Source organism: Delftia lacustris (assembly GCF_040267515.1).
Lineage (GTDB): Bacteria > Pseudomonadota > Gammaproteobacteria > Burkholderiales > Burkholderiaceae_C > Comamonas > Comamonas tsuruhatensis.
The window spans coordinates 1256820-1283283 of the sequence record NZ_CP141274.1 but is presented as its reverse complement, the minus strand read 5'-3'; the positions used below and the strand labels follow the sequence as shown (position 1 = coordinate 1283283).

The 26464-nt window shown below is 65.2% G+C and carries 20 protein-coding genes; 6 read left to right on the top strand and 14 right to left on the bottom strand.

What is annotated here, in order from left to right:
• Positions 1 to 142: 142 nt before the first annotated feature.
• The 4 genes from U6958_RS07285 to U6958_RS07270 all read right to left on the bottom strand — a co-directional run bounded on the left by U6958_RS07285 (position 143) and on the right by U6958_RS07270 (position 8247).
• The gene (locus U6958_RS07285) at positions 143 to 1618 is read right to left on the bottom strand and encodes a glutamate synthase subunit beta (protein ID WP_016445557.1); all 1476 of its coding nucleotides are present in this window, start codon (positions 1616 to 1618) and stop codon (positions 143 to 145) included.
• Between the two features lie 69 nt (positions 1619 to 1687).
• Positions 1688 to 6418: a glutamate synthase-related protein gene (locus tag U6958_RS07280; protein WP_074921478.1), complete on the bottom strand. Its 4731-nt coding sequence runs from the start codon at positions 6416 to 6418 to the stop codon at positions 1688 to 1690.
• 188 nt (positions 6419 to 6606) lie between these two features.
• A complete protein-coding gene (locus U6958_RS07275; protein WP_017407350.1) occupies positions 6607 to 7317 on the bottom strand; it encodes a transposase in 711 nt (236 codons plus the stop codon).
• 90 nt (positions 7318 to 7407) lie between these two features.
• The gene (locus U6958_RS07270; protein ID WP_017407349.1) at positions 7408 to 8247 is read right to left on the bottom strand and encodes an IclR family transcriptional regulator C-terminal domain-containing protein; all 840 of its coding nucleotides are present in this window, start codon (positions 8245 to 8247) and stop codon (positions 7408 to 7410) included.
• 86 nt (positions 8248 to 8333) lie between these two features.
• Here U6958_RS07270 and U6958_RS07265 point away from each other — a divergent pair, with 86 nt between their 5' ends.
• The 5 genes from U6958_RS07265 to U6958_RS07245 all read left to right on the top strand — a co-directional run bounded on the left by U6958_RS07265 (position 8334) and on the right by U6958_RS07245 (position 12937).
• On the top strand, positions 8334 to 9035 hold the full coding sequence (locus tag U6958_RS07265; protein WP_012207359.1) for a 3-oxoacid CoA-transferase subunit A: 702 nt from the start codon (positions 8334 to 8336) through the stop codon (positions 9033 to 9035).
• 26 nt (positions 9036 to 9061) lie between these two features.
• Entirely contained in the window at positions 9062 to 9721 is a 660-nt protein-coding gene (locus U6958_RS07260; protein WP_026062883.1) for a 3-oxoacid CoA-transferase subunit B, read from the top strand.
• Between the two features lie 73 nt (positions 9722 to 9794).
• On the top strand, positions 9795 to 11006 hold the full coding sequence (gene pcaF / locus U6958_RS07255; protein WP_074921479.1) for a 3-oxoadipyl-CoA thiolase: 1212 nt from the start codon (positions 9795 to 9797) through the stop codon (positions 11004 to 11006).
• A 7-nt stretch (positions 11007 to 11013) separates the two neighbouring features.
• Positions 11014 to 11754, top strand: a complete 741-nt coding sequence (locus U6958_RS07250; RefSeq protein ID WP_046239361.1) for an SDR family NAD(P)-dependent oxidoreductase — start codon at positions 11014 to 11016, stop codon at positions 11752 to 11754.
• A gap of 175 nt (positions 11755 to 11929) precedes the next feature.
• Positions 11930 to 12937, top strand: a complete 1008-nt coding sequence (locus U6958_RS07245; RefSeq protein ID WP_016445552.1) for a tripartite tricarboxylate transporter substrate binding protein — start codon at positions 11930 to 11932, stop codon at positions 12935 to 12937.
• A gap of 190 nt (positions 12938 to 13127) precedes the next feature.
• Here the strand turns inward: U6958_RS07245 and U6958_RS07240 are convergent, their stop codons facing one another.
• The 3 genes from U6958_RS07240 to U6958_RS07230 all read right to left on the bottom strand — a co-directional run bounded on the left by U6958_RS07240 (position 13128) and on the right by U6958_RS07230 (position 17142).
• The gene (locus U6958_RS07240; RefSeq protein WP_074921480.1) at positions 13128 to 13922 is read right to left on the bottom strand and encodes a hypothetical protein; all 795 of its coding nucleotides are present in this window, start codon (positions 13920 to 13922) and stop codon (positions 13128 to 13130) included.
• Between the two features lie 95 nt (positions 13923 to 14017).
• The gene (locus U6958_RS07235; RefSeq protein WP_016445550.1) at positions 14018 to 15535 is read right to left on the bottom strand and encodes an alkaline phosphatase; all 1518 of its coding nucleotides are present in this window, start codon (positions 15533 to 15535) and stop codon (positions 14018 to 14020) included.
• Positions 15536 to 15726: 191 nt separating this feature from the next.
• Positions 15727 to 17142 (bottom strand): alkaline phosphatase, encoded by a 1416-nt coding sequence (locus tag U6958_RS07230; RefSeq protein ID WP_074921481.1) that lies wholly within the window; start codon positions 17140 to 17142, stop codon positions 15727 to 15729.
• A gap of 194 nt (positions 17143 to 17336) precedes the next feature.
• Between U6958_RS07230 and U6958_RS07225 the strand changes: the two genes are divergently transcribed.
• Positions 17337 to 18428, top strand: coding sequence for an MBL fold metallo-hydrolase (locus U6958_RS07225; protein ID WP_074921482.1), 1092 nt, complete (start codon positions 17337 to 17339; stop codon positions 18426 to 18428).
• A gap of 78 nt (positions 18429 to 18506) precedes the next feature.
• Here U6958_RS07225 and U6958_RS07220 read toward each other — a convergent pair whose 3' ends face one another.
• The 7 genes from U6958_RS07220 to U6958_RS07190 form a co-directional block, all read right to left on the bottom strand.
• A complete protein-coding gene (locus tag U6958_RS07220) occupies positions 18507 to 19964 on the bottom strand; it encodes a PQQ-binding-like beta-propeller repeat protein (RefSeq protein ID WP_167368401.1) in 1458 nt (485 codons plus the stop codon).
• A 300-nt stretch (positions 19965 to 20264) separates the two neighbouring features.
• A complete protein-coding gene (locus tag U6958_RS07215; protein ID WP_074921484.1) occupies positions 20265 to 21137 on the bottom strand; it encodes an SAM-dependent methyltransferase in 873 nt (290 codons plus the stop codon).
• The gene (locus U6958_RS07210; RefSeq protein WP_016445546.1) at positions 21134 to 21754 is read right to left on the bottom strand and encodes a DUF1415 domain-containing protein; all 621 of its coding nucleotides are present in this window, start codon (positions 21752 to 21754) and stop codon (positions 21134 to 21136) included. Before U6958_RS07210 ends, U6958_RS07215 begins: the two co-directional genes overlap by 4 nt.
• Positions 21755 to 21892: 138 nt before the next feature.
• Positions 21893 to 23071 carry a deoxyguanosinetriphosphate triphosphohydrolase gene (locus tag U6958_RS07205; RefSeq protein ID WP_074921485.1) on the bottom strand — a complete coding sequence of 393 codons (1179 nt, stop codon included), beginning with the start codon at positions 23069 to 23071 and terminating at the stop codon, positions 21893 to 21895.
• A 64-nt stretch (positions 23072 to 23135) separates the two neighbouring features.
• Positions 23136 to 24254: a 3-dehydroquinate synthase gene (aroB, locus tag U6958_RS07200; RefSeq protein ID WP_074921486.1), complete on the bottom strand. Its 1119-nt coding sequence runs from the start codon at positions 24252 to 24254 to the stop codon at positions 23136 to 23138.
• Positions 24255 to 24383: 129 nt separating this feature from the next.
• Positions 24384 to 24929, bottom strand: coding sequence for a shikimate kinase (locus U6958_RS07195; RefSeq protein ID WP_208607049.1), 546 nt, complete (start codon positions 24927 to 24929; stop codon positions 24384 to 24386).
• Between the two features lie 8 nt (positions 24930 to 24937).
• On the bottom strand, positions 24938 to 26368 hold the full coding sequence (locus U6958_RS07190) for a hypothetical protein (protein WP_404997200.1): 1431 nt from the start codon (positions 26366 to 26368) through the stop codon (positions 24938 to 24940).
• Between the last annotated feature and the right edge of the window lie 96 nt (positions 26369 to 26464).

Sequence of the window (26464 nt, the reverse complement as noted above, 5' to 3'; positions counted from 1 at the left end):
CTTCCTCGGTGTCCCTCGCTTTAGGGCGCGCCAGTTTCAAGGGCCTACGCTGAAACACGAGGAATTTGTAATAAAAAGCCCTTGGTTCATCACCAAGGGCTTTTTCTTTGTCTATGGCCAAGCCCCTTCCGGGGTTGGCATCTCACCGAGGCAGGTCGGACGTGCCCATGAGGAACTCGTCAATGGAGCGAGCGGCTTGGCGGCCTTCGCGGATGGCCCAGACCACCAGGGACTGGCCGCGGCGCACGTCGCCGGCGGCGAAGAGCTTGGGCACGCTGGTGGCGTAGCCGCCCGTGAAGTCGGTGGTGGCCTTGGCGTTGCCGCGTGCGTCCTTGTCCACGCCAAAGGCATCGAGCACGGCCTGCACGGGGCTGACGAAGCCCATGGCCAGCAGCACCAGGTCGGCCTTGAGCACCTGCTCGCTGCCGGGCACCTCGACCATCTTGCCGTCCTTCATTTCGATGCGCACGGTCTTGACGGCCGTGACCTGGCCCTTCTCGCCGATGAACTCCTTGGTGGCGATGGCGAACTCGCGCTCGCAGCCTTCCTCGTGGCTGGAGCTGGTGCGCAGCTTGATCGGCCAGTAGGGCCAGACCAGGGGCTTGTTCTCCTGCTCGGGCGGCATGGGCATCAGCTCGAACTGGGTCACGCTGACGGCGCCGTGGCGGTTGCTGGTGCCCACGCAGTCGGAGCCCGTGTCGCCGCCACCGATGACGATGACATGCTTGCCATCGGCACGCAGCTGGCCCTTGAGCTTGTCGCCGGCGTTGACCTTGTTTTGCTGCGGCAGGAACTCCATGGCGAAATGGATGCCCTTGAGTTCACGGCCGGGCACGGGCAGGTCGCGCGACTGCTCGGCACCGCCGGTCAGCAGCACGGCGTCGAACTCGGCCATGAGCTGCTCGGGGCTGACGGTTTCTTTGGCCCAGTTGGTGACCTTGGAGTCTTCGCCCAGACCGTCCTTGCCCGCCACCAGCACGCCGGTACGGATCTTGACGCCTTCGGCCACGAGCTGCTCGACGCGGCGGTCGATGTGCGACTTCTCCATCTTGAAGTCGGGAATGCCGTAGCGCAGCAGGCCGCCCACGCGGTCGTTCTTCTCGAACAGCGTGACATCGTGGCCGGCGCGGGCCAGCTGCTGCGAGGCCGCCAGGCCTGCGGGGCCGGCGCCGACCACGGCCACCTTCTTGCCGGTCTTGCGGCTGCTGGGCAGCGGCTTGACCCAGCCTTCGGCCCAGGCACGGTCGATGATGGCGTGCTCGATGGACTTGATGCCCACGGCGTCGTCGTTGATGTTCAGGGTGCAGGCGGCCTCGCAGGGTGCGGGGCAGATGCGGCCCGTGAACTCGGGGAAGTTGTTGGTGCTGTGCAGCACGGCGCTGGCGCTCTTCCAGCCGCCGTGGAAGACCAGGTCGTTGAAGTCCGGAATGATGTTGTTGACCGGGCAGCCGTTGTTGCAGAACGGCGTGCCGCAGTCCATGCAGCGCGCGCCCTGGATCTTGGCCTGGCTGTCATCGAGGCCGATGACGAATTCCTTGTAGTGCTTCACGCGCTCGGCGACGGGCGCATAGCCTTCCTCGAGGCGCTCATATTCCATGAAGCCGGTGGTCTTTCCCATGATTCGTTGTCCTGATGTGTGGGGTGCAGGGATGGATGCGGGCTGCTGCCCGCATCCTTCGCTTCCTTGTTATTTGGCGGCCACCGCCTCCTTGGCGTGTTCCTCGACCTCGGGCGTGGCGGGCTCTTCCATCACCTGGCGCTCGTACATCTCGGACAGGGCACGCTTGTACTCGCTGGGGAAGACCTTGACGAACTTGGAGCGGGCCGCCGCCCAGTTGTCCAGCAGATCGCGGGCGCGCTTGGAGCCCGTCCAGCGGCTGTGCGCCTCGATCAGCGCGCGCAGCTGGCGCTCGTCGGTTTCGCGGCGGTGCCAGACGGCGGGCGAGACCTGGGCCAGGTGCTCGTCGTGGGGCAACACCTGGTCCAGCGAGACGGACGCCTTGTTGCAGCGCTCGGCGAAGCGGCCATCCTCGTCGTAGACATAGGCCACGCCGCCGCTCATGCCGGCGGCGAAGTTGCGGCCGGTCTTGCCCAGCACCACCACGGTGCCGCCGGTCATGTATTCGCAGCCGTGGTCGCCCACGCCTTCGACCACGGCGGTGGCGCCAGACAGGCGGACCGCGAAACGCTCGCCGGCCACGCCGCCGAAGAAGGCCTCGCCGCTGGTGGCGCCGAACATCACGGTGTTGCCCACGATGGTGTTGCTGGTGGTATCGCCACGGAACTCATGGCTGGCGTGCACCACCACGCGGCCGCCGGACAGGCCCTTGCCCGTGTAGTCGTTGGCGTCGCCGCGCAGGTTCAGCGTGATGCCGTTGCACAGGAAGGCGCCGAAGGACTGGCCGCCGGTTCCCTCGAAGTGGATGCGGATGGTGTCATCGGGCAGGCCTTCGGGATGCACGCGCGTCACGGCACCGGAGAGCATGGCGCCCACGGAGCGGTTGACGTTGCGCGCCACTTCCATGATGCGCACACGCTCGCCGTTCTCGATGGCGGGCTTGCAGCGCTCGATGAGCTTCACGTCCAGCGCCTTGTCCAGCAGGTGGTCCTGCTTTTCGACATGGAAGCGCGCCACGTCTGCGGGCACTTCGGGCTGGGCGAACAGGCGCGAGAAGTCCAGGCCCTGGGCCTTCCAGTGCTGCAGGCCCTTGCGGGTGTCCAGCAGGTCGGCACGGCCGATCAGGTCGTCGAACTTGGCAACGCCCAGCTGGGCCATGATCTGGCGCACTTCCTCGGCGATGAAGAAGAAGTAGTTCACCACATGCTCGGGCTTGCCCGAGAACTTGGCGCGCAGCACCGGGTCCTGCGTGGCCACGCCCACGGGGCAGGTGTTCAGGTGGCACTTGCGCATCATGATGCAGCCCTCGACAACCAGGGGCGCCGTGGCGAAGCCGAACTCGTCGGCGCCCAGCAGCGCGCCGATGACGACGTCGCGGCCGGTCTTCATCTGGCCGTCGGCCTGCACGCGGATGCGGCCGCGCAGGCGGTTGAGCACCAGGGTCTGCTGGGTCTCGGCCAGGCCGATTTCCCAGGGCGAGCCCGCATGCTTGATGGACGACCAGGGCGATGCGCCCGTGCCGCCGTCATGGCCCGCGATGACCACGTGGTCGCTCTTGCACTTGGCCACGCCGGCCGCGATGGTGCCCACGCCCACTTCGGACACGAGCTTGACCGAGATGTCGGCGTGCGGCGCCACGTTCTTCAGGTCGTGGATCAGCTGGGCCAGATCCTCGATGGAGTAGATGTCGTGGTGGGGCGGGGGCGAGATCAGACCGACGCCGGGCACGGAGTGGCGCAGCTTGCCGATGTAGTCGGACACCTTGCCGCCGGGCAGCTGGCCGCCCTCGCCGGGCTTGGCGCCCTGGGCCATCTTGATCTGCACCTGGTCCGAGGACGACAGGTACTCGGCCGTGACGCCGAAGCGGCCCGATGCCACCTGCTTGATCCTGGAGCGCAGCGAGTCGCCGTCCTGCAGCTCGATGTCGGCCTCGACCTTGTCGGCGCCGATGATGGAGCCCAGGGTCTCGCCCTTCCTGATCGGGATGCCCTTGAGCTCATTGCGGTAGCGCTGGGGATCTTCCCCGCCTTCGCCGGTGTTGCTCTTGCCGCCGATGCGGTTCATGGCCACGGCCAGCGTGGCATGGGCCTCGGTGCTGATGGAGCCCAGCGACATGGCGCCCGTGGCAAAGCGCTTGACGATCTCCTTGGCCGACTCGACCTGGTCCAGCGGGATGGCCTTGGACGGGTCGAACTTGAACTCGAACAGGCCGCGCAGCGTCATGTGGCGCTTGCTCTGGTCGTTGATCAGCTGGGCGTATTCCTTGTACGTGCTCCAGTTGTTGGAGCGCGTGGAATGCTGCAGCTTGGCGATGGCGTCGGGCGACCACATGTGCTCTTCGCCACGGGCGCGCCAGGCGTATTCGCCACCGGCGTCCAGCATGGTCTCCAGCACGGGATCGTCACCGAAGGCCGCGCGGTGGTTGCGGATGGTTTCCTCGGCGATCTCGAAGACGCCGATGCCCTCGACGCGGCTGGCCGTGCCGGTGAAGTACTTGTCCACGGTGTCGCTGTTCAGGCCGATCACCTCGAACAGCTGGGCGCCGCAATAGGACATGTAGGTGGACACGCCCATCTTGGACATGATCTTGGACAGGCCCTTGCCGATGGCCTTGACGTAGTTGTAGATGGCCTTGTCGGCCGACAGGTCGCCGCCCAGCTCCTTGTGCATGTCGGCCAGGGTTTCCATGGCCAGGTAGGGATGCACGGCCTCGGCGCCGTAGCCCGCCAGCACGGCGAAGTGGTGCACTTCGCGCGCCGTGCCCGTTTCCACGACCAGGCCGGCCGTGGTACGCAGGCCCTCGCGCACCAGGTGCTGGTGGATGGCCGACAGCGCCAGCAGCGCGGGGATGGCCACCTGGGTGGCGCTCACATGGCGGTCGCTGATGATCAGGATGTTGGCGCCGCCCTTGATGGCGTCCACGGCCTGCGCGCACAGCGATGCCAGCTTGGCTTCCACGCCCTGCTTGCCCCAGGACAGCGGGTAGGTGATGTCGATCGTTGCGCTCTTGAACTTGCCCTGCGTGTGTCGTTCGATGTCGCGCAGCTTGGCCATGTCGGCGAAGTCCAGCACGGGCTGGTGCACTTCCAGGCGCATGGGCGGGTTGACCTGGTTGATGTCCAGCAGGTTGGGCTTGGGTCCGATGAAGGACACCAGCGACATCACGATGGCTTCGCGGATGGGGTCGATCGGCGGGTTGGTCACCTGCGCGAACATCTGGCGGAAGTAGTTGTACAGCGGCTTGTTCTTGTCCGACAGCACGGCCAGCGGGCTGTCGTTGCCCATGGAGCCGATGCCTTCCTCGCCGTTCTTGGCCATGGGGGCCAGCAGGAACTTGATGTCTTCCTGCGTGAAGCCGAAGGCCTGCTGGCGCTCGAGCAGCGGCAGGCTGGCGGCCTCGGGGCCGGCATGGGTGTCACCGCCCACGCTGCCCAGCTTGATGCGCAGGTTCTCGATCCACTGCTTGTAGGGCTTGGTGTTGACGATGTTGGCCTTGAGCTCGTCGTCCTCGATCAGGCGGCCCTGCTCCAGGTCGATCAGCAGCATCTTGCCGGGCTGCAGGCGCCACTTGCGCACGATGGCGCTGTCGGGCACGGGCAGCACGCCGGCTTCGGACGCCAGGATGACCAGGTCGTCATCGGTGATCACGTAGCGCGAGGGGCGCAGGCCGTTGCGGTCCAGCGTGGCGCCGATCTGGCGGCCGTCGGTGAACACGATGGAGGCCGGGCCGTCCCAGGGCTCCATCATGGCGGCGTGGTATTCATAGAAGGCGCGGCGGCGCTCGTCCATGGACTCGTGCTGTTCCCAGGGCTCGGGAATCATCATCATCACGGCCTGGCTGATGGGGTAGCCGGCCATGGTCAGCAGTTCCAGGCAGTTGTCGAACGTTGCCGTGTCGGACTGGCCAGCGAAGCTGATGGGATAGAGCTTCTTGAGGTCCTCGGCCAGCACGGGCGAGGCCATCACGCCCTCGCGCGCCAGCATCCAGTTGTAGTTGCCGCGCACGGTGTTGATTTCACCGTTGTGGGCCACGTAGCGGTAGGGGTGGGCCAGCGGCCACTCGGGGAAAGTGTTGGTCGAAAAGCGCTGGTGCACCAGGCCGATGGCCGAGACGCAGCGCTCGTCGGACAGGTCGTTGTAGTACACGCCCACCTGGTCGGCCAGCAGCAGGCCCTTGTAGACCACGGTGCGGCTGCTCATGCTGGGAACGTAGTATTCCTTGCTGTGCTTGAGCTTGAGGTTCTGGATGGCGGCGCTGGCCGTCTTGCGGATCACGTACAGCTTGCGCTCGAGCGCGTCCTGCACGATCACGTCGGCGCCGCGGCCGATGAAGACCTGGCGCAGGATGGGCTCCTTTTCCTGGACCGTGGGCGACATGGGCATGTCGCGGTTCACGGGCACATCGCGCCAGCCCAGCAGGACCTGGCCTTCGGCCTTGATGGCGCGTTCCATCTCCTGCTCGCAGGCCAGGCGCGAGGCGTGCTCCTTGGGCAGGAAGATCATGCCCACGCCGTACTCGCCCGCGGGCGGCAGGGCCACGCCCTGCTTTGCCATCTCTTCGCGGTAGAGCTGGTCGGGAATCTGGATCAAAATGCCCGCGCCATCGCCCATGAGCTTGTCGGCACCCACGGCACCGCGATGGTCGATGTTTTCGAGGATCTTGAGCGCGCCGGTGACGATGTCATGGCGCTTGACGCCCTTGATATGTGCAACAAAGCCGAGGCCGCAGGCGTCGTGCTCGTTGCTCTTGGAGTACAGACCGTGGTCTTGGAGATGCTTGATCTCGGCAGCCGTCGTCATGGCGGAATCCTCAAATTTTTCGCAGGGAACGCAAGATTAAGGCAAGGCATCACCTCATGCAATAAATTTATATAAGGGTCAGATCCCAATTAATTCCAGAACAAAAAAATCGGAAATTAATAAGGGACACATTTATTTCACAGAGGCCTGCGATGAGGAATCAAGCACTTGCAGTCCATCAGTGGGTACTAACGCACTGTTGTGGTGCGCTCATTGGTCCGTCCTGGCGGACGGCCGGCGCGCTGGCGGGTCACGCGGCGCTCGGTGCGCTGTTGTAAATCGGCAATGAATTGCTCATCGCCCAGCGCCCAGCCCCGCAGCGCCGACTGGCTGATGCGTTCGCCGTCATCGCTGCTGACGCCCTCTTCCACGGCCGACACATACGCCGCGTCGCGCGCAAACGGGGTGTTGCCCAGTTCCCAGAACACGGCATGCGGCTGGATCAGCGCGTCGCTGCGCAAGCCGGCGTTGTGCGCGTAGCTGGACCAGGGCCAGTCGGCCGGCCGCTGGACCAGGCCGGCGCGCACGGGGCTGTCGTCCATGAAGACCATGGTGGGCAGCAGCCAGCTGGGCTGCAGCACCGTGCCGCGATAGCGGCCTTCCCACAGCGTGCCGCTGCGGCCGTGGCGGTCGTTGAAGTAGCGGACATAGCGCCGGCCCACGGCCTGCATGAACCTGGGCAGGCCATCGTCGGTGCGCGGCGTGGCCAGCAGGTGGAACTGGCTGGGCAGGAGCACGTAGGCATGCACGGCCAGCTCGCAGCTGCGCGCCATCTCGCGCAGCAGCTCCAGCATGGTCTCCCGGTCCTGGGCATCGATGAAGATGTCCGCGCCGTTGTTGCCGAGCTGGATGATGTGATGCGGCAGATCCGCAATGGTGAGTCTGGGCAGGCGGGCCATGGTGCTGGGTGCAGGCAAGCGGGTGCAGGGCGTGGAGCGGCAATTATGGAGCGCCCCGCCCCGCACTGCCGCACTGCGCCGCACTCCGTTTTACAGGGAAAGACGCGACGAGGCCCTCAGCAGCTGGCTCACCAGCTGCGTGGCGGCCAGCAGCCGGGGCAGCAGTTGCACGCGCATCATCTCGGCGCTGTTGCGGTTGGCCTGGCCGCTGATGTTGAGCGCGGCCACGGTGCGCCCTGCCGCGTTCTTCACGGGCGCCGCGATGGAGATCAGGCCTTCGGCCAGTTCCTGGTCCACCAGGGCCCAGCCCTGGGCGCGCACCTCCAGAATGCGCTGGCGCAGGCGCTCGTCGTTCTGCTCGGTCAGCGCCGTGAACTGGCGGCGCTCGCGTGCATCCAGCAGGGCCTGCAGGGATTCATCGCTCTCGCCGGCCAGCAGCACGCGCCCCATCGAGGTCCAGCAGGCCGGCAGGCGCGAGCCCACGCTGAGGTTGGTGCTCATGATCTTGTGGGTATGCACGCGCAGCACATAGACGATGTCGCCCCCATCGAGCACGGCGGCCGAGCAGGACTCCTTGACCTCGTCGACCAGGTTTTCCATCACGGGCTCGGCCAGGTTCCAGACCGGGGTGGAGCTGAGGTAGGCAAAGCCCAGTTCCATGATGCGCGGCGTGAGCTGGAACAGCTTGCCGTCGCTCTTCACATAGCCCAGCGTCTGCAGCGTCAGCAGGATGCGCCGGGCCCCGGCGCGCGTGAGCCCCGTGCGCGCCGCCACCTCGCTGAGCGTCTGCGCAGGCGCCTCGGCGCTGAACGAGCGGATCACGCCCAGGCCGCGCGCAAAGGACTGCACATAGCTGTCGCCGGGGCGCGGCGTACCGCCCTCTTCTTCAACCCCACCTGTGGAAATTACGGAAGCGGCATTTTTTTCCATGGCTCTATAATTCTTTCTGCGAACTTTTGTTCTACATACGAACATTTTAGCGCAGCGCCAGCGGCCTGCATACCGGAGACAAGCAAGTGATCAACAAAATCACCGACACCATCGCCGAGGCGTTGTCGGGCGTCCAGGACGGCTCCACCGTGCTGATCGGGGGCTTCGGCACCTCGGGCAATCCCACCGAACTCATCGACGGCCTGATCGCCCAGGGCGCACGCGAGCTGACCGTGGTCAACAACAACGCGGGCAACGGAGACCAGGGGCTGGCCGCGCTGCTCAAGAGCGGCCAGGTGCGCAAGATCATCTGCAGCTTCCCCCGCCAGGTGGACAGCTGGGTGTTCGACGACCTGTACCGCAGCGGCAAGATCGAGCTGGAACTCGTGCCCCAGGGCAACCTGGCCGAGCGCCTGCGCGCCGCCGGCGCCGGCATCGGCGGCTTCTTCTGCCCCACGGCCTATGGCACGGAGCTGGCCAACGGCAAGGAAACGCGCGAGATCAACGGCAAGCACTATGTGCTGGAGCATCCCATCCACGGCGACGTGGCACTGGTCAAGGCCGAGAAGGGCGACCGCTGGGGCAACCTCACCTACCGCATGTCGGCCCGCAACTTCGGGCCCGTGATGGCCACGGCGGCCAAGCACACGATCGCCACCGTGCACGAGATCGTGGAGCTGGGCGCGCTGGACCCCGAGGCCGTGGTCACGCCCGGCATCTACGTGAGCCAGATCGTGAAGATCGACCGCGTGGCCACCCAGGCCGGCGGCTTCAAGAAAACCGCATGAGCGCCCCAACCGCCGAAAGCAAGAGCATGAGCAGCTACCAGAAACGCAGCAAGCAAGAGCTGGCCCGGCGCGTGGCCGAAGACATCTTCGACGGCGCCTACGTCAACCTGGGCATCGGCATGCCCACCCAGGTGGCCAACCACATCCCGGCCGGCCGCGAGGTCATCCTGCAAAGCGAGAACGGCATCCTGGGCATGGGCCCGGCGCCCGCCGAAGGCCAGGAGGACTATGACCTGACCAATGCCGGCAAGCAGCCCGTCACCCTGCTGCCGGGCGGCTGCTACTTCCACCATGCCGACAGCTTCGCCATGATGCGCGGCGGCCACCTGGACATCTGCGTGCTGGGCGCCTTCCAGGTCTCGGCCACGGGCGACCTGGCCAACTGGAGCACGGGCGAGGCCGGTGCCATTCCCGCCGTGGGCGGCGCCATGGACCTGGCCGTGGGTGCACGCCAGACCTGGGTGATGATGGACCTGCTGACCAAGACCGGCGAATGCAAGGTCGTCGAGGCCTGCAGCTATCCGCTCACGGGCCTGTCCTGCGTCAAGCGCATCTACACCGACCTGTGCACGCTGGAATGCACGCCCGAGGGCCTGCGCCTGATCGACACCGTGCCCGGCCTCTCGCACGCCGAGCTGCAGTCCATCGTGGGCCTGCCCATCAAGGACGCGACGGCCACGGCCTGATCCCTCAGCTCCCCCCCAGCGGGTGCGCTGCGGCGCACCCCGGCACCTCTTCATTCTTTTTCCAGGAGACACCATGAGCCAGTCCAACCAGGCCTTCATCTGCGACGCCATCCGCACCCCCTTCGGCCGCTACGGCGGCGCCCTGTCCCCGGTGCGTGCCGATGACCTCGGCGCCGTGCCGATCAAGGCGCTGATGGAGCGCAACCCCGGCGTGGACTGGACGGCCGTGGCCGACGTGCTCTACGGCTGCGCCAACCAGGCCGGCGAAGACAACCGCAACGTGGCACGCATGTCCGCCCTGCTGGCCGGCCTGCCCATCGATGTGCCGGGCGCCACCATCAACCGCCTGTGCGGTTCGGGCCTGGACGCCGTGGGCACGTCCGCGCGCGCCATCAAGGCGGGCGAGGCCCGCCTGATGATCGCGGGCGGCGTGGAAAGCATGAGCCGTGCGCCCTTCGTCATGCCCAAGGCCGAAAGCGCCTTCAGCCGCAGCAACGCCGTCTATGACACCACCATCGGCTGGCGCTTCGTCAACAAGCTGATGAAGCAGCAGTACGGCGTGGACTCCATGCCCGAGACGGCCGAGAACGTGGCCGACGACTTCAGGATCGAGCGCGAAGCCCAGGACCGCATGGCCCTGGCCAGCCAGCAAAAGGCGGCCGCCGCCATCGCGGCCGGCTACCTGGCCAAGGAAATCGTGTCCGTGTCCATTGCCCAGAAAAAGGGCGACGCCATCGTGGTGAGCCAGGACGAGCATCCGCGCGCCACCACCATCGAGGCGCTGGCCAAGCTCAAGGGCGTGGTGCGCCCGGATGGCACGGTAACGGCCGGCAATGCCAGCGGCGTGAACGACGGCGCCTGCGCCCTGCTGCTGGCCAACGAGGAAGCCGCCAGGCAATACAACCTGGTGCCCCGCGCCCGCGTGGTCGGCATGGCCGTGGCCGGCGTGGCCCCGCGCATCATGGGCTTCGGCCCGGCGCCCGCCGTGCGCAAGGTGCTGGCCCTGACCGGCCTGACGCTGGAGCAGATGGACGTGATCGAGCTGAACGAAGCCTTCGCCGCGCAGGGCCTGGCCGTGCTGCGCGATCTGGGCATTGCCGACGACGACCGCCGCGTCAACCAATGGGGCGGCGCCATTGCGCTGGGCCATCCGCTGGGTGCCTCGGGCGCGCGCCTGGCCACCACCGCCGTGAACCAGCTGCACACGCTGGGCGGCCGCTACGCGCTGTGCACCATGTGCATCGGCGTGGGCCAGGGCATTGCCGTGATCCTGGAAAAGGTCTGAGACTGCGATGAGCACCGTGGACAACAAGACACCCGTCACCGTGGTCAGCGGCGCCAGCAACGGCATCGGCCGCGCCATCGCCGAGGCCCTGCTGGCCCAGGGCCGCGCCGTGGTCAATCTCGACTATGTGCTGCCCGACTGGAGCCATCCGCTGCTGGTGAGCTACCAGGCCGACCTGACCAGCGAGCAGGCCACCGCCGAGGCGGCGGCCCGCATTGCCGCCGCGCACAACGTGGTGGCCCTGGTCAACAACGCGGGCGCCACGCGTCCCGGCACCATCGACAACGCCAGCACCCGGCATCTGGACGATGTGGTGGGACTGCACCTGCGCGCGCCCATGCTGCTGGTGCAGGCCTTCCTGCCCACGCTGCGTGCCTGCGGCGAGGGCCGTATCGTGAACATGTCCTCGCGCGCCGCGCTGGGCAAGCCCGACCGCATCGTCTACTCGGCGACCAAGGCCGGCCTGATCGGCCTGACGCGCACCCTGGCCATGGAGCTGGGCCGCAACCGCATCACGGTCAATGCCCTGGGCCCCGGCCCCATCGCCACCGAGCTGTTCACCAAGAGCAACCCCGAAGGCGCGCCGCAGACCCAGCGCATCCTCAACAGCATTGCCGTGGGCCGCATGGGCACACCGGAAGACGTGGCGCGCGCCGCGCTGTTCTTCCTGTCGCCCGACAACGGCTTCGTCACCGGCCAGGTGCTCTACATCTGTGGCGGCACCACGCTGGGCGTGGCGCCCGTCTGAACGAACGTCGGACCAACCGTTTGACCGAACGCCTTCCCAGGCACAACCCCCTTCAAGAAGAACCACTGGAAGCGCCCGCCTGCACAGGCGTGCGCCACACAGGGCATTGCCCTGGCCCAGCCCGGCGTTGCCGGGCCCGGCCATCCACCTTATTGCCGAATCAGGAGACCTCTCGATGTTTGATCAAACCACCCGTTTCACCCGCCGCCGTGGCCTGCAGGCGCTGGCCGCCGCATCCCTGACCGCGCTCGGCGCCCTGTCCGGCCCCGCCGCCCTGGCCCAGGACGGCTTCCCCAGCAAGCCCATCACCATCCTCGTGCCCTTCGCCGCTGGCGGCACCACCGACATCCTGGCGCGCATCGTCGCCCAGGCGCTGCAGCAGGAGCTGGGCCAGACCGTGATCGTGGACAACAAGCCCGGCGCGGGCGGCAACATCGGCGCCGTGGCCGCCGCACGTGCGCCGGCCGACGGCTACACGCTGTTCATGGGCACCGTGGGCACGCATGCCATCAATGCCGCGCTCTACGCCAAGCCCGGCTTCGACCCCATCAAGGACTTCTCGCCCCTGACGCGCGTGGCCAACGTGCCCAACCTGCTGGTAGCCCACCCCAGCCAGCCGTTCAAGACCGTCAAGGAAATGATCGCCTACGCGCGCGCCAATCCCGGCAAGCTGAACTACGGCTCCTCGGGCAGCGGCAGCTCCATCCACCTGTCGGGCGAGCTGTTCCGCTCCATGACTGGCCTGGACATGGTGCACGTGCCCTACAAGGGCAGCGCCCCGGCCATCACCGACCTGCTGGGCAACCAGATCGCCATCATGTTCGACAACATGCCCTCGGCCATCCAGCATGTGCGCTCGGGCAAGCTGCGTCCCATCGCCGTGACCACGGCCAAGCGCTCGCCCGAACTGCCCGATGTGCCCACCGTGGCCGAAGCTGGCGTGCCCGGCTACGAGGCCACCTCCTGGTTCGGCCTGTGGACCCAGGCCAAGACGCCCGCCGCCGTGCAGCAGCGCCTGTACACGGCCATTGCCAAGGTGCTCAAGGATCCGGCCGTGGTCAAGAAGATCAACGACCAGGGAGGTGATGTCGTGATCGACACGCCGGCCGAATTCCTCGCCTACATCAAGGCCGAATCGACGAAGTGGAGCAAGGTCGTCAAGGACTCCGGAGCACAGGTGTAACTGGCCTCCCCCTGAGCCGCTGCGCGGCTTCCCCCTGAAGGGGGACGGCGCCATCGCCGCGAGGCGGCTCTTGCTCGGCGCCCCTAGTGTTAGGCTGCGCCGGTTTCCAGCGCCATGCGTTTGAGCATTGAAATGGGGAATAAAAAAAGAGCTGCCTCCGGGCAGCTCTTTGCATTGGGGTGTCAGGTGCTCAATCCAGCAGATCGGAGTAGTCGCCCTTGTCGTAGCCTTCGATGGCCTTCCAGGGCTGGGCCAGCGGTGCGGGCAGCTTGGTGGCGGTGACGACGATGCGCTCGGTGCCGTGGGAGTCGCTGCGCTCCACGCGGCGGGCGAACTGGTTGGCCACGTCCCAGTCGATGACGGTGGTCTGTTCATTGGCCTTGCCGCGGTAGCGCTGCACGCCCTTGTGCGGCTTGCCCACGCGCTCCATGCCTTGCAGCGCGGTGGGTGGCACGATCCAGTACACGTTGTCGAAGGAGCCGCCGTAGCCCACGTTGCCGTGGTGGGCCAGGTCCACGCTGATGACGCGGCGCAGCTTGGCCAGGATGACTTCCACGCCCACCTTGCCGTCATCGGCGCGGCGGATGGACAGGGGTGCGGCGCGGGCTTCGTCATGGGCGTGGCCGGCGTGCGGGCCGTGGGCGTGGTCATGGCCGTGCTCCTGGCTCTGGCGCAGGGCGGCGGGCATTTCCCGCTCTATCCACAGCTGGGCCTTGCGGCGGTAGACGCGGTTGGTATAGACGCTGCTGCGCTGCACGCCGTCGCTGCCCACGCTCATGGCTTCATAGGTGATGCGCAGGTCGGCTTCAGGCGTGGCCTGCACGGCGGCCGTGGTGCGCGCCACGGAATCCGCAGGGACTGCGGCCGTGGGTGCGGGTGCCGGCTTGGGCGGCTCGGCGGCCCATGCTGCGGAGACGGAGCAGGCCAGCAGCGCGGCCGCGTAGATGTGGCGCGCCGCGCGCGGCGCCGGAAGGGAGAGCGTCATGGAATCCAGCCAATGCGAAAAAACCGGGGCCGGGCACACGCATGCGCCACGGCTCCGGCCAGGGGTTGGCAAGCAGCCAACGAAGGAAGAAACAATTACAGGCCAGCGGCTTCGCGGACCTTGGAGAACACCTTGGTGTTGTCCATCGTGCCCTTGAAGATCCTGGCGCCCGCGCCGCCGGCGAACAGCATCACGTCGCCGCCGCCATGGGTCTCGGAGCCCGGCGTGCCCAGGTTCAGGCCCACTTCCTGCAGGTAGTTGTCGTCCGTGGTGTCCACGCCGCTGAGGTCCTGGCGCTCCGCGCCGCGTGTGGGCGCAATCCAGGGCTTGTTGCCATCTTCGGCATTGACCTGGCTGGAGGCCGTGGCGTTGGGACGTCCGCCATTGCCGAAGGCCAGCGTGGTGTAGGGCTTGCCGTCCTGGGCCTTGGCCATCTGGCCGCTCTGGTAGTCCTGCACCTTGCCCAGGATGGGGTTGCCGATCCTGGAGTAGCCGTTGAACACCATGTTGTGGTCGTGATCGGCGGTGACGACGATCAGCGTGTTCTTCAGGCCCGGATCCTTCTTTTCCATGTAGGCCATGGCGGTCTCGATGGCGCGGTCGAAGGCCAGCGTGTCTTCCAGCGCACGCTTGGCATTGGTGCCGTGCAGTGCGTGGTCGATGCGGCCGCCTTCCACCATCAGGAAGAAGCCCTTGTCATTGCGGCTGAGCACGTCCAGCGCCTTGCCGGTCATGTCGGACAGGCTGGGCTCGTCCAGCCTTTGCTTGACGCGGTCCAGCTCGTAGGCCATTTCGCTTTGCGTGAACAGGCCCAGCAGCTTGGGCGCCTTGGTCGCGTCCAGGGCCGCCAGCTCGCTGCCCTTGGCAACATAGGCGTAGCCCTTGGCCTTCATCATGTCCACGAGGTTGGCCGTGTCCGTGCGCTTGCTGCTGGGGTTGACCGACTTGGGCAGGTAGTTGCGCTGGCCGCCACCCATGAGCACGTCGATGCCGTCGCCCAGCCTGGCGTTGTAGTTGGCATGGCCGGGCACGGACTGCTCGGCAATGCTGTTGTAGCCATTGCGGTTGCAGATATGGGCATAGGTGGCCGCAGGCGTCGCATGGCCCACGCGCGTGGTGGAGATGGCGCCCACGGCGCGGCCCTTGGCCTTGGACAGCTCCAGCAGGGTCTGCGCGGGTTGGCCGTTGCCGGCCGGGCAGGTGGTGTCCTCGCCGTTGATGTACTGCTGGCCGTTGGCCGCGTAGGCCATGGTCTCGGCCGACATGGAGATGACTTCGTTGTTCATCTTCACGCCGGTCATGTAGGCGGCCATCGAGGGCGCGCTGTCCGTGGTCTGGCCATCGCGCGAGAAGGTCTTGATGCGGCTGGCGTAGGGCAGGGACTGCATGGTCAGCGTGGCGCGTTCGCTGCTGGCCAGGGAGCCGGCCTTTTCGGCCAGCTGCTTTTCGCCCTTGTAGATGCGCGCGGCGGTCACGGTGACCGGGCCCATGCCGTCGCCGAGGAAGAAGATGACGTTCTTGGCCTCGCCAGCCGCATGGGCTGCAGGCGCCAGCAGCGCCAGCGCGCCGGCCGCCGCCAGGGCGAGGGAGGTCTTTTGGAGGATCGGATGCATGTGGAATTCCTTGAATACTTTGAATGCCTTGATTGCGGTACAAGACCCTGGTCGTACAGCGTGCTAGGACCGCATGAAACCGGCGTGGCCCAGGCGGCGGACGCCGAGCAAGGGCCGCCCCGCAGCGAGGGCGTCGTCCCCCTCCCGCGAAGCGAGAGAGGGGGAAGCGACGCAGTCGCTCAGGGGGTGTTTCATTGCAAGCCGATGCTCTTCTTGATCAGGTTGAACACGGCCGTGTTGTCGATCACGCCCGAGAACGTATCGGCACCCATGCCTTGAGCCCCCAGGAACACGTCGCCGCCGCCGTGGGTTTCGGAGGCCAGGGGCACCACGGCCTCCTGCAGGTAGTCGGGGCTCTCCAGCGTGGCCGCGTCGATGGGGCCGCGCGTGGCCAGGCGCTTGGGACCGTTGCCGAAGCCCAGGATGGTGTAGGGATTGCCATCCACATCGGTGGAGGCCTTGCCGTCCACGTAGTTCTTGACCAGGCCCAGCACGCCGGGCTTGCCGGCCTCGGTCTTGCCGGTGCGCGCGGCATAGCCGTTCAGGTGCAGCGTGTGGTCATGGTCGGCTGTGACGACGATCAGCGTGTTCTTCAGGCCCGGATCGATCTTGGCCATCTTGTCCAGCGCGGTCTGGATGGCGTTGTCGAAGGCCACGGTATCCTGCAGCGCACGGCGCGCGTTGGTAGCGTGCAGCGCATGGTCGATGCGGCCGCCTTCCACCATCAGGAAGAAGCCCTTCTTCTTGGCCGACAGCGCGTTGATGGCCTTGCCCGTCATCTCGGCCAGGCTCGGTTCCTTGGTCGCATCGCGGTCCAGGTCATAGGCCATGTGGTCCTTGGTGAACAGGCCGGCGATCTTGCTGCCGTCCACGGGCAGCTTGTCGAACTCGCTCTTGTTGGCGGCGTAGCTGTACTTTTGCGTCTTGAACTCGGCGATCAGGTTGCGGCTGTCGTTGCGGCGGCCGCCGTCGGCCTTGGGCGTGAAGTAGTACGAGCCACCGCCCAGGATCACGTCCACGCCGTCGCCGAGCTTGCTGTTGTAGCCGGATCCGCCAGGCACCAGGGCCGCGGCAATGGTGTTCTCCGCATCGCGGTGGCAGACGTGCGAATAGGTGGCTGCCGGCGTGGCATGCGTGATGCGCGCGGTGGAGACCACGCCCGTGCCGTAGCCGGCGGACTTCATCTGCTCGAGCAGCGTGGGAACGGCCTGGCCGTTGCCGCTGGGGCAGGTGCTGTCGTAGTTGGTGTGATAGGCCTTGCCGCTGGCATCCGTGGCCTTGGTGTCGGGCGTCATGGAGATGACTTCGTTGTTCATCTTCACGCCGGTCATGTAGGCGGCCATCGAGGGTGCGCTGTCCGTCACCTGGGCGTCGTTCGAGAAGGTGTGGACGAAGGCCGTCTCGGGCAGCTTGTCCATGGTCAGCTCACCGTCTTCGCCCACGCTGTAGATGCGCGCGGCGGTCATGGTGGTGATGCCCATGCCGTCACCCAGGAAGAACAGCACGTTCTTGGTCGGGGTGGCAGCGGACGATCCATCGCTGCCGCCACAGGCGCTCAACAGCAGCGACGCACCGGCCAGCGCGCTGCACAACATCTTCAGTTTCATGCGGATATCCCTCTGTAGGCAGGGGACCCCGCGGCAAGGCCGCGCCCTCCCCCTGTTGATTGATTTGTGCACTGTAGGAACAGCCCGTGACGAGCCAGTGACAGTCAGCCCAGGCCGGCAGGCGTATCGTTGCAGGCAAGGCGCTGAGGGCCGGATAGCATTGCGGCCAGCCCAGCGACGGAACAAGGAACCCCATGAACCAGACAGCCCAAGACCCGATCGCCTCGCAGGCCCCGGAAGCGCCGCCCAGGCCGGTGCTCGACTACCCGTTCGAGGCGCCGCCGCAGCGCGGGCAGACGCTGGAGGTGGCGCCCGGCGTGCTCTGGCTGCGCATGCCCCTGCCCTATGCGCTGGACCACATCAATCTCTGGGCCATCGATGACGGCCAGGGCTGGGCCATCGTCGATACGGGTGCGCGCACCGACGAAGGCGTGGCCACCTGGCGCGCGCTGTTCTCCCAATCCACCGATGGCCGCTCGCTGACGCGCGTCTTCGTCACCCACATGCACCCCGACCATGTGGGTCTGGCCGGATGGCTGACGCGCAAGTTCCATGTGCCCCTGTACATGACGCGCCTGGAGTACCTCAACTGCCGCGTCGTGGTCTCGGACTGCAGCCGCGAGGCCCCGCCCGACGCCATCGCCTTCTACCGCCGCGCAGGCTGGAGCGACAGCGCACTGGAGTCCTACCGCGCCCGCTTCGGCAACTTCGGCAAGCACATCCATGCCCTGCCCGACAGCTACCGCCGCCTGCACGATGGAGAGGAACTGCGCATAGGAAAACACCTGTGGCGCGTGGTGGTCGGCAGCGGCCACTCGCCCGAGCATGCCAGCCTGTACTGCCCCGATCTCAAGCTGCTGATCTCGGGCGACCAGGTGCTGCCGCGCATCTCGTCCAACGTCTCGGTCCACCCCATGGAACCCGACGCCAACCCCATGGCCGACTGGATGGAGTCTCTGGAAAAGGTCAGGCGCGAAGTGCCCGACGATGTGCTCGTCCTGCCCGCGCACGGCGATTGCTTTCGCGGCCTGCATGCGCGCATCGATTCGCTGGTGGCAGGCCAGGAGCGTGCCAGCGACCGGCTGCTGGCCGCCCTGGCCGAGCCGCGTCGCGCCGTCGATGTCTTCGGCGCCCTCTTCTCACGCCCGATCAGCGAATCCAGCCCCGCCCTGCTGGGCATGGCCACGGGCGAAAGCCTGGCCTGCCTGAATCATTTGATGCATGCGGGGCAGGTGCAGCGCAGCATCGATGCCGATGGCATCGCCTGGTACCACGCAACGCGCTGAGAAAAAAGACCTCGCCAGCGGAAACAAAAGAGTAAATAAGAAAGCGGCTCGAATTTCCAGCCGCTTTCCCTTACTACATCAACGCAGATTGATGGCGAACAGGCTGGCGTCGAGCGCCTGCGCGACATACAGGATGCCGTTGTCGGAAACTGCCAGACTTCCATTGACGGGATGGCGCCAGCCAATAGCATGACTGGAACGATCAATCGCGTAGGTGGACGCCCCGAATTTGCGGTCAGAAGACACAAAGACCAAGTTGCCGACCACAGCAACGTGATAGACAGCCTCCTCGCCGACCGGCACCACGGCATCAGGCAGCGGCGTGGACCAGACCACGGCACCTGTTGCCGACGAACGCGCCTCCAGCGTGGCGACGCCCTTGGCGGGCTGCGGCACATTGACTACATAGACCGTATCGCCCGCCAAGGCTGGGCGGCTCAGAAAGGAAGCCTCGACATCCCAGAGTTTTTGCTTTTGCCCAATCGAGTAGCTGCCAAGCGAGGCATTGCCCTGGTTGAAATGCGAGACTAGCACGCGATCCTGACCATCGGCGAGGGTACCGGTCGCCCTGCGGACTTCCCTTTGCTCACCTCCGGTTGCAATGCGCGCTATCTCTCTGCCATCCTTGATATCCCGGGCATAGACGTTGGACGCATCTGCCATATACAACCGATCGGAAGCCCTGGAAGGCAGACTGCGCATGGGCGCATAATCCCGCCACGCCACAATACCGTCCACAGCCGTCATTCTGAAGGTGAACGGGGCATAGACCGAGTCATCATCCGCAACCAGCAAAGAGCGGTCTTCCTGTCCTTCGTAGTGATCGGGCGTGTTCACCGAGGATCCAGTCACGGCATTGCGCACATACAGACGATTGGGAGCAAAAGTCGTTTCATCCGCATAAGAAAATACGTTGCCCTGGCTGACAACCGCTGGGCCAGAGTTAAACGACGACCCCCAGAGCAGCGTGCCGTCGGCTTCTCCATAGGCACGAAGGCTATTACCGCCTGTGTAAACCCGTCCATCGACCACGACGGCCTCTGTCAGTCTCCACATTGAGGTTGAAGGTCCTCCCCGCTTTGCCCAGCGCAAGGAAAAATTAGCCGGACTCAAGGTGATATTGGTCGTCACATAACCCGTGCGCGCAGCATTGCCACCCAAGTTGTTCCAAGCCACAGCACCAGGCAGCATGGCCAGCGGGGTCTGCTTCAAAGCCTTGGAGACCACCTCGATTTCATAGGGAACGGTCCAGGGCGAGCCTGGATAGGGTGAGTTGCATACGCGTGCATCATCACTGCACAAAAAGACCTTCAATACGCCGCTGCGCTTGCCAACCGGTGCACTAGTAGCTGTACTCAGATTGAACTCGAAACCCGCGATCTTTTCATAGGTGACCGTCGTACCAGAAACGAACTCATCCGTAGCATCGACACGCACATTCAGCGGCGCGGAAAGCGCCTTGGTAGACGTAGCTTTCACCGTAACTTGCTCCGAATCGCCCTGGAGCACCACGACATCCGGCTTGTCAAACGTCAACCAACCATTTTCAGGCTCAGTGGGCTTTGGTGGCGTCGTATCCCCACCTCCGCCACCACCGCAAGCTACCAGAGAGAGTGCCAGCCATAGCGAGTATCTATACATTTTCTGCTTTGTATCTATTTGAAGCTGTGGAACTTCCACCGATGGTGAGAGCTAACAAATATATCCGAGCACCATTATCCACAAACCTCGATACTCAAAAAATTACATCTATCGCTCACCCAATAGCTATCCAAAATAAAAATCAGACACCACACTAAGAGTCAGGTGCACACACCTTGCGCAGCATCCGTATCACTATTGGCCAAAGCGGTGCGCCAGTGCAGACCCTGACAAGCCAAACTCGTTGAGGATTGCACGGAGCCGCTCGACCGCACTGCGCTTTTTCTGCCCCGTGTAGCGCGCAATGATCAGCTCGTTCTTCATGCTGTGCTCCCAGCCCACCAGCTCGGTCACGGTGACTTGGTAGCCGCAGGCCTCCAGGTACAGGCAGCGCAGCACGTTGGTGAGCTGGCTGCCCATTTCGCGGGTGTGTATGGGATGGCGCCACAGTTCGGCCAGCGGCGTGCGCGTCAGGCTCAGCGCCTTGGTCTGGCGCAGGCAGGCTGCGACCTCGGCCTGGCAGCAGGGCACCAGCACCATGGCCTTGGCCTTCTTCTCCAGGCCGAAGGCGATGGCGTCGTCGGTGGCGGTGTCGCAGGCGTGCAGGGCCGTGACCACGTCGAATTGCGCAGGCATGAAGTCGGCATGCGTGGACTCGGCCACCGACATGTTCAGAAAGCCCATGCGCTCGAAGCCCAGCTCGGCAGCCAGCTTCTGCGAAGCCTCCACCAGCGGCGCGCGCGTTTCTATGCCGTAGATATGGCCGCGCCCCAGCGGCTTGAAATACAGGTCGTAGAGGATGAATCCCAGGTAGGACTTGCCGGCGCCGTGGTCGGCCAGGGTGACCGCATGGCCGTCGGCCGACAGTTCTTCGAGGATGGGCGCGATGAACTGGTAGAGGTGGTAGACCTGCTTGAGCTTGCGGCGCGAATCCTGGTTGATCTTGCCTTCGCGCGTGAGGATGTGCAGTGCCTTGAGCAGTTCAATGGACTGGCCGGGCTTGAGGCCCAGCTGCGCGGTCACATCCTGCTCGGGCTTTGCGGCAGGCTTGCCCTGGCGCGCCTTCATTCGGCAGCGCCCGGCTTGGCTGCGTGCGCCATAGGGCAGCGCGCGCCCACACCCAGGTCCAGCCAGCCTTCGATGCCGATCTTCTCCAGCGTCTCCATGTTGCGCTCGTAGATGGATTCGGCTTCGGGGAACACCTCGACCGCCTTGTCTATGCTGTCCTCGCGCAGCAGGTGCAGCGTGGGATAGGGAGAGCGGTTGGTGCAGTTGGTGACGTCGTCGGCTTCGGTGCCCTCGAACTGGAACTGCGGGTGGAACGAGGCCACCTGCAGTATGCCGCCCAGGTCCAGCTCCTCGACCATGGCGTCGGCCACTTCGAGAAAGTCGTTGAAGTCCAGGAAGTCCTGCAATGCGTGCGGCAGGATCAGCAGCGTGGTGTCGCGCTTGTCCGGGGAGGCCTCGGCCAGGGCTTCCAGCTCGCGGTGCAGGTCTGCCGCCACGCCTTCGGCGTCGGTGGCCTGGCTGACCGTGTAGTGGATCTGGCCCTTGATGTGCACGCCCTTGGCGAAGGGGCACAGGTTCAGGCCGATCACGGCCTTTTCGAGCCAGTGCACCGTATCCTCGATCACGGTGACAGGCGGAAACTCGGCCGCGCGAATCTCGTGGTTGGTATCGGTCATGGCTGTGCCCTTCAAAAATGCGAACGGGGGCACTGCGCCCCCAGACATTGCGAAACCGTCCAGGAACCCTTCCCTGCCCTGTCACGCAGGGTCCGCATTCTAGCCGCGCCGCCCCGGCGACGCCGTTGCTCGGATTTCTCAGCCCAGCAGGCGCAGGCCTGTCAGCAGCTCATGCTCGCGGGCCGCGTAGCGGTCCGTCATCCCGGCGATGAAGTCGGCCACCACCCGCGCACGCGCCGATACGTCCTCGGCCAGCATGGCCCGCTGCACGAAGCGCGGCTTCATGCGGTCGGGCTCGACCATGTAGGCCGCAAACAGCTCGGCCACCACCTGCTGCGCGCCTTCCATGGTCTTCACCACCTGCTCATGGCGGTAGAGATTGCGGAACAGGAACTGCTTGAGCTGCTGCGACTGCTGCCTCATGGTATCGCTGAAGCCCACCAGAGGGCCAGGCTGGGCGCGCACCTCGTCCACCGAACAGAGCCGCGCCTGCGCAATGCGCTGCTGCGTGGCGGCGATCACGTCATAGACCTGATCGCTGAGCATGCGGCGGATGCTTTCGTACAGCAGGCGCCGCTCGGCCAGGGGCATGCCCAGTTGAGGATGCTCGGCCAGTGTTGCGTCGTGATAGCGCGCGAACAGGGGAACAGCCTCGCACAGCTGGGGCATGGTGATCAGGCCGGAGCGCACGCCATCGTCCACGTCATGGGCGTTGTAGGCAATGGCATCGGCCAGGTTGCACAGCTGGGCCTCCAGCGAAGGCTGCCGGCCCAGCAGAAAACGCTGCGCCACCCCGCCGGGCTCGCGCGCCTCCAGGTGCTCGGCATTGGTGCGCGAGCAATGCTTGAGAACGCCCTCGCGCGTCTCGAAGCTCAGGTTCAGGCCGTCAAAGGCTGGATAGCGCTCTTCCAGCCGGTCCACCACGCGCAGGCTTTGCAGGTTGTGCTCGAAGCCGCCATGCGGCTGCATGCAGGCATTGAGCGCATCCTGGCCCGCATGGCCGAAGGGGGTGTGGCCCAGGTCGTGGGCCAGGCAGATGGCCTCGACCAGATCCTCGTCCAGTTGCAGCGACCGGGCCACCGAGCGGCCCAGTTGGGCCACTTCCAGCGAGTGCGTCAGGCGGGTGCGGAACAGGTCGCCCTCATGGTTGACGAAGACCTGGGTCTTGTAGACCAGGCGCCGGAAGGCCGAGGAATGGACGATGCGGTCCCGGTCGCGCTGGAAGTCGCTGCGCGTGGGCGCAGGCGCCTCCGGGAAACGCCGCCCCCGGCTGAACGCCGGGTTGCAGGCATAGGGGGCCAGGGCCTGTTTCTGCATTCGATCGCCTCATCATGCTGACAAGGGCACTCTAGCAGTTCCGGCTTGCCCACAGCGCCGCGCGTCAGGCGCAGCAGGCGTCTATGACTTCGCGCACCAAGGCATCGGGCGCCGAGCGCATGACGGCCTTTCCCGGCCCGTCAATGAGAACGAAGCGGATCTCGCCCGCCTCGGACTTCTTGTCCACGCGCATCAGCTCCAGATAGCGGTCAGCGTTGTCACGCTCATCCAGCACGGCGCCGCGCACCGGCAGGCCCGCACGTTCGATCAGCACGCGCAGCCTTTGCACAAAGGCGGCATCCACCAGGCCAAGGCGCTGCGACAGCTCGGCCGCCATGACCATGCCGGCGCCCACGCCTTCGCCGTGCAGCCAGTTGCCGTAGCCCATGCCGGCTTCGATCGCATGCCCGAAGGTGTGGCCGAAATTGAGAATGGCGCGCAGCCCAGCCTCTTTCTCGTCCTGCCCCACGACCCAGGCCTTGATCTCCACGCTGCGCTTGATCGCGTGCGCCAGTGCAGTGCGGTCGCGGGCAAGCAAGGCGTCCATGTTCTCCTCCAGCCAGGCCAGGAAGTCCATGTCGGCGATGGGCCCGTACTTGATGACCTCGGCCAGGCCGGCGCTCAGCTCGCGCGCGGGCAGCGTGTCCAGCGAGGCCAGGTCGCAAACCACCAGCTGCGGCTGGTAGAAGGCGCCGATCATGTTCTTGCCCAGCGGATGGTTGATGGCAGTCTTGCCGCCCACCGACGAGTCCACCTGCGACAACAGCGTGGTGGGCACTTGCACGAAGGGCACGCCGCGCATGTAGCTGGCGGCAGCAAAGCCCGTCATGTCGCCAATGACGCCGCCGCCCAGCGCGAACAGCACGGTCTTGCGGTCGCAGCCACCGGACAGCAGGTCATCGAAGATCAGATTCAGCGTCTGCCAGTCCTTGTGGGCCTCGCCATCGGGCAGCACCACGGTCCGCACGCTGCGGTAGCGCTGCTCCAGCACGCGGCGCAGTGCGGGCTCATAGAGCGGTGCGACCACATCGTTGCTGACGATGACGGCCTGTGCCGCAGAAGGCAGCGCGGCATAGGTGGCTGCCTGGTCCAGCAGGCTGGTGCCGATGGCAATCGGATAGGAGCGCTCACCCAGGTCAATGGTCACGACCTGGGCAGCAGGCGAGGAGGAGGCGTGGGGCAAGATGATGTCGCTCCAGGGGAGAAAGAATGAAAAGGTTTCCGCGACACGGCAGCGCGCCCGGCAACTGTCGATCTTAAAGAAAAAGGCCCCGGCAAGTGCCGAGGCCTTTGGTGTTCCAGTGGGCAGCGTTCAGGCCAGTTCCGCCTGCATGCGTATGCGCTGGGCGGCCTGCGCCACAGACAGGCCGGATGTCTGGATCACGAAGTGCGCCGTCTCCAGATACAGGGGCTCGCGCTGCAGCAGCAACTCGCGCAGGCGCAACGCCGGATCCTCCACCTGCAGCAAGGGCCGCGTCACATCGTTGCGCAGCCGCGCGGCGATGTCCTCTGGCGTGCAATCCAGGTAGAAGACCTGGGTGCGCTCATGCAGATGGCGGCGATTTTGCTCGCGCAGCACCACGCCGCCGCCCGTGGACAACAGCAGGCTGGATGTGGAGGCCGACAGCTCATCAATGACCTGCGACTCCATGTCGCGAAAAGCCTGCTCGCCCTCACGCTCGAAAAACTCCCGGATGCTGCAGCCCAGGCGCTGCTCGATCACATGGTCCGAATCCACAAAACGCATCGACCACAGGCGCGCCAACTGGCGCCCTATGGTCGATTTGCCGGAGCCGGGCAGGCCGATCAGGGCCACCACCGGCGCACGGAGCGAGGCAGGACCTTGATCGAGATTCACCGACTTGTTCACTCGGGCAGGCAGACGGATGTCACTCCGTAAGGCGAGGTCAGGAAGGAGCCGTTCTTCTGGTCGCCCTCGACGAACGAGGTCACAAAGAGGCGCTCGGCACGACCTTCGGAACCAGCCGCATTGGAGCTCACCGTCAGCTTGTAGATCAGCCAGGTGGCTACGTTCTGCGGATATTCCGTCTGCACGATCACGCGGCCATTGGCTCCCGTTTTGCGGCCATTGAAATAGGAAACCACGATGTCTGCCTTGGGCGGCGTCAAGCGGCCATCGCCATTGGCGTCTTCACCGCTGTCCAGATTTCCATTGCGATTGATGTCCTCATTCAAGCAAAAACCGGATCCAGCGACGTGTGAATTCTTGACGTTGTCATAGCTACCAAATCCGTATCGCAGAATATCCACGCTTACTGAAACATCCGCATCCGCAACGGCCTCACCAGCAGCATTGGCAACGGCCACATCAAACTTCTTGATATAGGTAAGGTTATTGGCACCTTTTTCCAACTCATTGTTGTCGCCGATAGTGATGGAGACAGGTTCGCTGGCAACAGTCAGCGTACTGATACGCGAATTGGGGCATTTCCCATTGGACACAGCTGCGTCAGAACTGCCATAGCACATGCGGATGCTGACCCCATCTGTCGGGCTGATACGCACGCCAGGAATATATTGCGCCAAGGCAACTCCGCTGGCATTGGATATCACGGATTGACTACCTGTCGAGATAGCTTCCCCAGAGCCCAGTCCAGGCGGAACGATCTCAAAGCGGACTCGCATATTTGGAATCGCGCGATTGTCCTTATCCAGGAACAGGGCTCGCAATTGCGCCGTATTGGTGCGACCGCCATCCAGATTTGGCTTGACGGTATTCGGCACAATGGACAGGCTCGCCGCGCTGACCACGCCCACCGCGTCAGGAACTTGGGCAGCGCCGCCTGCCACAGTGATCTGCTCGTTCGAGACCACTCCTGAAGCCTTGGCTTGCAGAGAGTAGATCTGGGCAGTGCCTGGTGCATTGAATGCTGCAAACTTCGCCACGCCAGATGTGTCCGTCTGGGCCGTCACCGCAGCACTGAGAACCGATCCGGAAAGCACAACAGGAATGCCAGAAATTCCTGCGCCATTCGCATCCGAGATTTTTGCCGTGACCTCCACTGGTTGTCCCGGCGAAGGAGCAGAGGGAACCACGGTCAAGGCGATCTGGCTGCCGGTGACAGCCACAACACCTGTCCCCGACTGATTACCAGCCTTCAGGTTGAAGCGGATATCCCGGTTGGAACGATCACCACCGATCTCTATCTTTCCAGTAACACGGCCAGAGGCATCCGTCACATTGGCGTTGGGTGTAAAAACACCCGAATCCAGCACAACGGAGACAGGCGCATTGGCTACAGGATTCCTGCTCGCGGACAATGCTGTGACCGTCAAGGTAGCGGAGTCGCTTCCCGAATTGGCGACAACAGTCTTGTCGAGAAGGAACTCGACACTGGCTACATCCGGTGTCGTACCGCCCCCCGTACCTCC